The 6,848-nt window shown below is 69.9% G+C and carries 7 protein-coding genes; 4 read left to right on the top strand and 3 right to left on the bottom strand.

The window, feature by feature from the left end; genetic code table 11:
* On the bottom strand, positions 1–1,355 hold a 1,355-nt coding region (locus VGD93_RS06530; protein WP_395010390.1), incomplete at its 3' end, for an ATP-dependent helicase.
* 194 nt (positions 1,356–1,549) lie between these two features.
* On the opposite strand from VGD93_RS06530, the gene VGD93_RS06525 reads away from it, so the two are divergent.
* The 3 genes from VGD93_RS06525 to VGD93_RS06515 all read left to right on the top strand — a co-directional run bounded on the left by VGD93_RS06525 (position 1,550) and on the right by VGD93_RS06515 (position 3,618).
* Positions 1,550–1,951, top strand: a complete 402-nt coding sequence (locus VGD93_RS06525; RefSeq protein ID WP_395010388.1) for a hypothetical protein — start codon at positions 1,550–1,552, stop codon at positions 1,949–1,951.
* A 171-nt stretch (positions 1,952–2,122) separates the two neighbouring features.
* Positions 2,123–2,464: an SH3 domain-containing protein gene (locus VGD93_RS06520; RefSeq protein ID WP_395010386.1), complete on the top strand. Its 342-nt coding sequence runs from the start codon at positions 2,123–2,125 to the stop codon at positions 2,462–2,464.
* Positions 2,465–2,601: 137 nt separating this feature from the next.
* Positions 2,602–3,618, top strand: a complete 1,017-nt coding sequence (locus VGD93_RS06515; RefSeq protein WP_395010385.1) for an asparaginase — start codon at positions 2,602–2,604, stop codon at positions 3,616–3,618.
* A gap of 47 nt (positions 3,619–3,665) precedes the next feature.
* Here VGD93_RS06515 and VGD93_RS06510 read toward each other — a convergent pair whose 3' ends face one another.
* Together VGD93_RS06510 and VGD93_RS06505 are read right to left on the bottom strand one after the other, a co-directional pair.
* Positions 3,666–4,991 (bottom strand): TIGR03808 family TAT-translocated repetitive protein, encoded by a 1,326-nt coding sequence (locus tag VGD93_RS06510; RefSeq protein ID WP_395010384.1) that lies wholly within the window; start codon positions 4,989–4,991, stop codon positions 3,666–3,668.
* Between the two features lie 71 nt (positions 4,992–5,062).
* Complete coding sequence (locus VGD93_RS06505; RefSeq protein WP_395010382.1) at positions 5,063–5,371, bottom strand: zf-TFIIB domain-containing protein; 309 nt, start codon at positions 5,369–5,371, stop codon at positions 5,063–5,065.
* Between the two features lie 130 nt (positions 5,372–5,501).
* Between VGD93_RS06505 and VGD93_RS06500 the strand changes: the two genes are divergently transcribed.
* On the top strand, positions 5,502–6,848 hold a 1,347-nt coding region (locus tag VGD93_RS06500; RefSeq protein ID WP_395010380.1), incomplete at its 3' end, for a helicase HerA-like domain-containing protein.

The following is a 6,848-nucleotide window of genomic DNA, read 5'->3' as shown; positions in this document are numbered from 1 at the left end:
GCCATGGCATCCAGCACCCGGCCCGCCGAGGCCGGGCCGATGCCCGGCAGCAGCTGCAGGACGCGGAAGCCCGCGACCCGGTCGCGCGGGTTCTCGAGCCAGCGCAGCAAGGCCAGCAGGTCCTTGACGTGGGCGGCATCGAGGAACTTGAGGCCGCCGAACTTCACGAACGGAATGTTGCGCCGGGTGAGCTCGACCTCCAGGGCGCCGGAATGGCTGGATGTCCGGAACAGCACGGCCTGCTGCTTCAGCAACATGCCGCCCTCGCGGCACTCGAGCACCCGCTCGACGACGTAGCGCGCCTGGTCCGCCTCGTCCCTGACGGTCACCAGTTGCGGCTTGTCGTTGGAGCGCCGCTCGGTCCACAGGTTCTTGGTGAAGTGTTCCGACGCCTCGCCGATGACGGCATTAGCGGCATCCAGGATCGGTTGCGTCGACCGGTAGTTGCGGTCCAGCGTGACGATGTCGGCCGCCGGCGAGAACTGGGCCGGGAAATCGAGGATGTTGCGGACGGTGGCGGCGCGGAAGGAATAGATCGACTGGGCGTCGTCCCCCACCACGGTGAGCCCGGTGCCGGTGGGTTTCAGGGCGAGCAGCACCGACGCCTGCAGGCGGTTGGTGTCCTGGTACTCGTCGACGAGGACGTGGTCGAAGCGGGCGCCGAGTTCGGCGGCGATGCCCGGGTCGCGCATCATGGCGGCCCAGTAGAGCAGCAAGTCGTCGTAATCGAGCACGTTCTGGCGCTGCTTGTGCTCGACATAGGCGGCGAACAGGCGACGCAGCTCCGCTGCCCACATGGCGCACCAGGGGAAGGCCGTCTTCAGCACCTCCTCGATCTCGGCCTGGGCGTTGACCGCCCGCGAATAGATGGCGAGGCACGTCCCCTTCGCCGGGAAACGGGTCCTGGCCTCGCTGAAGCCGAGCTCGTGACGGACGATGTTGACGAGATCCGCCGAGTCCTCGCGGTCATGGATGGTGAAGGCGGGGTCGAGGCCGATGCTCGCGGCGTGCTCGCGCAGCAGCCGTGCCCCGATCCCATGGAAGGTCCCCGCCCAGGCCAGGGCGTCGGTAATGGCGCCGGCGCCGGTGCCGAGTACCTGCGCGGCGATGCGCTCGACCCGCCGGCTCATCTCCGTCGCGGCCCGTCGCGAGAAGGTGAGCAGCAGGATGCGGCGCGGCTCGGCGCCGTTGGCGATCAGATGGGCGACGCGATGGGCCAGCGTGTTGGTCTTGCCCGAACCGGCGCCGGCGATGATCAGCAGCGGCCCGCCGGACATCCCGGCGCCGACGCCGTGCTCGACGGCGCGGCGCTGCTCGGGATTGAGGCTGTCGAGATAGGCGGCGGCAGCAGGCAAAACGAATCGTCTCCCGGGATGGTCCGACTAGGAAGCATTTTTCGCGTTTTGTTCGCAATCGCCCGGCCCCGGCCGGCGTGGCGTGAACCGGGTGTGAACGGCGATCTCAGGCAGGGTTCAAGCGCGAGGAGGCAACCATGGGACGATCAAATCCGGGCGTGAAGCTGCCCCCGAACTGCACCGAGGAGATTGAAATGCACAAGCTTTCCCTGGCCTTCGTCGCCACCCTCGCCACGCTCGCGCTGGCGCCGGTCACCGCCCCGCTGGCCCAGAGCACCAAGCCGCCAAGCACCTACGAGCCGACGCCCGAGACGTCCTGCGCCGATCCGCTGGGTTTCCTGCGGCGCGTCTACGAGCGGGAACTGGACGGGGTCTCCGATCCGGCGCGCGTGTGGGTGCGCCCGATCTGCGACGGCGAGGAAGTCGGCTCGCTCCGCCACGCCGGCAATGCCGGCGCCCTGCGCGCCCGGATCGCCGGCAACGCCGCCATGATGCAGGCCCTCGACAGCAAGAATTTCCTGCCCGACGACGTCGTCGGGGTGAAGATGACCGCGCCGGATTCGGTCATTCTCTTCGTGCACAGGTTCCTGCACTGAGCGTTGGGGGGGCGCCAGGGGTGCCCCCCTGCCACACATTCGGCCGCTGGATGAACGCTTCCCGACCGCTAGATGAACGCCCCCTGAACGACAAACTCAGCACGGTTTCAGGGCACCTTTGGCACTCTGCCTGCATCGAACGAAATACATGCGACCGATGAGGGACCGAACATGAACAGGACTCACGAAAAACTGCTCGTCGCCGCGCTTGCCGGTCTCGTCATCGCCAGCGCCGCCGCCTTTGCCGTCCAGCCCGCCCTGGCCTCCGGCTACGACGTCGAGGCGCCGGCCGTGGTGACCGGTGTCCAGCGCTGGGACGTGCTCAACGTCCGCAAGTGGCCCGCCTCCTACTCCAAGCGCATCGGCGCTCTCGCGCCGCAGTCCAGCGTCTGGGTCGAGCGCTGCATCGAGGCGCCCCAGGGCGCCTCCGACTGGTGCCTGGTCGAGGCGGCCGGCACCCGGGGCTGGGTCAACGCCCGCTTCCTGACCCCGATCGAGGATTGGGACATCTGATCTGCCTTGCCGCTCCCCCCGGGGAGCGGCGCCCCGACCATCCCATGCAAGACGTGCCTACCCGACTGACCTCCGACAGAGTTGACTTTCCCGGCCCGGTATAGTCCCTGCACAGGACACCGGGCCGTTTTTTCGTCATGCCAGCCAATCCCGTCCTCGCCGAGCAGACGCGCGGCAATCTCGTCGAGAACCGCCATCGCGGCGCCTTCGTCGTCGTCGATGCCGGGGGCAGGGTGATCGCTGCGGCCGGTGACGTCTCCCGTCCGGTGTTCCCGCGCTCCGCCATCAAGGCGATGCAGGCGCTGGCCCTGGCGACCTCCGGCGCCATCGACAGGTTTGCCCTCGGCGACGAAGAGCTGGCGCTGGCCTGCGCCTCGCATCACGGCGAGGAGGTGCACGTCGCCAGCGTCGCCCGCTTCCTTGAAAAGATCGGCCTCGCCCCCGGGGCGCTGGAATGCGGCGCCCACCCGCCCAGCAACGCGGCGGCACGCGAGGCGCTGCGCCAGCGCGGCGAGGAGCCGACGGCGCTGCACAACAACTGCTCGGGCAAGCACACCGGCATGCTGGCGGTGGCGCTGGCGCTCGGCGCGCCGACCTCCGGCTATGTCGGGCGCGAGCACCCCGTGCAGGTCGAGGTCCGCCGCGCCATCGAGGCAGTGGTGAGCGAGCCGCTCGGCACCGACCGCTGCGGTACCGATGGCTGCTCCATTCCCACCTGGGCGGCGCCGCTTTCCGCCTGGGCCCGCGGCTTCGCCCGCATGGCCACGGGCGACGGATTGTCCCCGGCACTGGCCGCCGCGGCGACGCGCGTGTTCGACGCGGCGACGTCGCATCCGCTGCTGGTCGCCGGCAGCTTCCATCTCGACACGGTGGTGATGCAGGCCTTCGGCGGCCGGGTGATGCAGAAGGTGGGCGCCGAGGGCGTGCAGTGCGGCGCCATCCGGAACAAGGGCTGGGGCTACGCCCTCAAGTGCGACGACGGCAACATGGCCGCCAGCCAGGCGATGGTGGCGGGCCTCCTGCTCGGCCTGGCCGAGCCCGACGCGGCCCAGCGCGAGGTGCTGGAGCGCTTTGCGACGCGGCCCATAAAGAGCGTGCGGGGCGCCGTGGTGGGCGAGATGCGGGCGGTGTCAGCCCATTTCCGCCTCGAATAGCGGGGCTGCGACGGCCACGACACCCATCGGACCCGCCGTGGTGCGGCTCAGCCGACGGCGTTGGCGCTCAGCGTCAGTGCCGGGAAGCGCGCCGCCTCGAGGGCCAGATCGTCCGACACGATGTCGCTCCAAGCCAGGCCGGCAAGGGCCGTGCGGCGCGCCGCCGAGACCAGGTTGGAGGAGACGACCGCTCTGCCCGCCCCGGGGGCGACACTCACTCCGATGCCGATCTCGACCTCGCGCACGACGTTGTTGCTCACCACCACGTCGCGCAGATACGGCCCCCAGCCGGCGCCGATGCCCAGCCCCGGGACCGCCTCGACGACGTTGCCGGAGATCACCGTGTCCGCTTCCGCGGCGATGCCGACAGGGACGGTGTCGGGATTGACGGGCGAGTGCGGGAAGATGTTGCGCACGATGTTGCCGATGCAGGTGGCGAGGCGCCCGCCCTCGTTGAAGTTGGTGATGGAAATGCCTTGCGCGGCGCCATCGACGATGTTGTTGGCGATCACCGAGCCGGAGAAGCCGAATTCGGAGAAGATCGCCACCTCCTGGCAGTCGAGGCAGGTGTTGCCGACCACCTGGCAGTCGTCGGTGGCGTTGAGCCGTATGGCCGAGAACTGCGCGCCGGTGACGGTGTTGCCGGTGATGCTCACCGCGCCGGCGCGGAAGACGTTGATGCCGTTGCCGTACTGGCCGTTGCCGCCGGAGCGGCTGTCGATCCGGGCGATGGCATTGCCCGAGACCACCGAGCCGTCGCGGCCGGGCGCCGAGCGCCAGATCAGGATGCCGCCATCGCCGCAGTCCGAAATGCGGCAGCCGCTGACGGCCACGCCGCGGCCGTCGAGCGAGAACACCGCCGCCTCGTCGCAGCCGGCGATCTCGCAATCCTGCACGCGGGCGGCGCTGCGCGCCAGGGCGATGCCGTTGCGGCGGCCGCCGCGGACGGCGCAGCGCGAGACGATGACGCCGTCGCTGTCATCGACCTGGAGGAGGCCGTCGGCGGCCGCGGCGCGCGACACGCTGCCGTCGAGGACCAGCCCGTCGAGCGTGAGCGCGCTGCAGCCGCGGGCGCGCAGCGCGCCGCCATCAATACCGAAGCGCAGCACGGTGGCGCCGGGAACACCCTGCAGCAGCAGGCCGGACGGCAAGTCGACCGTGCCCACGACATAGGTGCCGGCGGGCAGGAACAGCGGCAGCCCGGCTTCGGCCGCCGCCGTGCAGGCAACAGCGAAGCCTGCCGTCTGGTCGGCGCCGGGATCGGGGTGCAGGCCGAAGCCGCGCGCATCGACGGGGTTCTGCGCAAAGACGGGAGGCGCCGCCACGGCAGTGGTGGCGAGGCCGGCGATGACGCTGCGGCGGGTTGTGCTCATGCCGCAAGGCTAGGGCGCGGGCGTGAAGATTTGGTTCGCCCGCGCCTACTGCTCGCCCGGGAAAGCCCGGCTCAGTCGAAGTCGAACAACTCGCCGAGGAACGAGCCGCGCCTCCGGTGCGGCCCGCGGTTCCGGTCGTCGTCATCGTCGTAGCGCCGCTCCTCGTAGCGCTCGCCGGGTCGGCGCCCGGCGTGCTGCGGCGGCTCCGCCGGGCGCGAGCGCCCCTGCTCCTGCCGGGGCGCCTCCTGTGCCGCGCGCTCGATGATCTTGTCGAGTTCGCCGCGATCGAGCCAGACACCGCGGCACAGCGGGCAATAGTCGATCTCGATTCCCTGCCGTTCGCTCATCATCAGCTCGACTCCGTCGTGCGGGCACTTCATGCGGCTCTCTCCCAAGTGGCGGTGGTGTCGCCTAGATAGGGAGCGGGCGCAGCCGATCAAGGAGGGGCGGGTGGCGGCGGCCCGCCGGCGCGGCTATAAAGGCCGACCGCCACGAATCCCGCGAGGACCAATGCTCGTCAACGACAAGATCTTCCTGGGTACCAGCACCCGGCCCGAATACCTTGCGCTCAGATACGCCAACCGCCACGGGCTGGTGACCGGCGCCACCGGCACCGGCAAGACCGTCAGCCTGCAGGTTCTGGCCGAAGGGTTCTCTGCCGCCGGCGTGCCGGTCTTCGCCGCCGACATCAAGGGCGACCTGTCGGGCATCGCGGCGATGGGCCAGGCGGTCGACTGGCAGGTCAAGCGTGCCCAGCAGATCGGCCTCACCGAATATGCCCCGGCCAAGTTCCCGACCATCTTCTGGGACCTGTTCGGCCGGCAGGGCCATCCGGTGCGCACCACCGTTTCCGAGATGGGCCCGCTGCTGCTGAGCCGCATTCTCGATCTCAACGACACCCAGGAGGGCGTGCTCAACATCGCCTTCAAATATGCCGACGACAACGGCCTGCTGCTGCTCGACCTCAAGGACCTGCGGGCGCTCCTGGTCGAGATCGCCGACAATGCGCAGGCCATCTCGACGGCCTACGGCAACGTGGCGACCGCCACGATCGGCGCCGTGCAGCGCGCCCTGCTGGTACTGGAACAGCAGGGGGGCGAGCACTTCTTCGGCGAGCGGGCACTGGAAATCGCCGATCTGATGCGGACGACCACCGACGGGCGCGGTTATGTCTCGATCCTCGCGGCGGACGAACTGATGCGCTCGCCGCGGCTGTACGCGACCTTCCTGCTGTGGCTGCTGTCGGAACTGTTCGAAGAGCTGCCCGAGGTCGGCGACCCCGAAAAACCCAGGCTCGTCTTCTTCTTCGACGAGGCCCACCTGCTGTTCGACGACGCGCCCAAGGCGCTGGTCGACAAGGTGGAGCAGGTGGTCAAGCTGGTGCGCTCCAAGGGCGTGGGCGTCTATTTCGTCACCCAGAACCCGGTCGACATCCCGGAGCCCGTGCTGGCCCAGCTCGCCAACCGCATCCAGCACGCGCTGCGCGCCTATACGCCACGCGAGCAGAAGGCGGTGCGCGTGGCGGCCGAGACGTTCCGGCCCAACCCGGCCTTCTCCACCGAGGAGGCGATCACCCAGCTCGGCATCGGCGAGGCGCTGGTCTCGGTGCTGGAGGACAAGGGCGTCCCCTCCATGGTCGGGCGCACCTTCATCCGGCCACCCTCAGCGCAGGTCGGCCCCATCGCTGCCGAGGAGCGGCGGGCGCTGATCGCCAACTCCCCCGTGGCCGGACTCTATGACAGCATCGTCGACCGCGAGTCCGCCTTCGAGGTGCTGGGTGAGAAGGCCCGCCGCCGCCAGGAACAGGAGGCGCACGAGCGGCGCCTGGCGGAGGCGGAGCAGGCGGCGCGCGAGGCC

The organism is Devosia sp. (genome assembly GCF_036406155.1).
Taxonomy (GTDB): domain Bacteria; phylum Pseudomonadota; class Alphaproteobacteria; order Rhizobiales; family Devosiaceae; genus Devosia_A.
The sequence above is the reverse complement of the archived record's forward strand: the minus strand, read 5'-3'. Positions and strand labels throughout refer to the sequence as shown.

Bases quoted from the DNA above. Each gene is read 5' to 3' on its own strand.
- VGD93_RS06505 (WP_395010382.1), bottom strand. From the start codon at position 5,371: ATGAAGTGCCCGCACGACGGAGTCGAGCTGATGATGAGCGAACGGCAG.
- VGD93_RS06525 (WP_395010388.1), top strand. From the start codon at position 1,550: ATGCACAAGCTTTCCCTGGCCTTCGTCGCCACCCTCGCCACGCTCGCG.
- VGD93_RS06515 (WP_395010385.1), top strand. From the start codon at position 2,602: ATGCCAGCCAATCCCGTCCTCGCCGAGCAGACGCGCGGCAATCTCGTC.
- VGD93_RS06510 (WP_395010384.1), bottom strand. From the start codon at position 4,991: ATGAGCACAACCCGCCGCAGCGTCATCGCCGGCCTCGCCACCACTGCC.
- VGD93_RS06520 (WP_395010386.1), top strand. From the start codon at position 2,123: ATGAACAGGACTCACGAAAAACTGCTCGTCGCCGCGCTTGCCGGTCTC.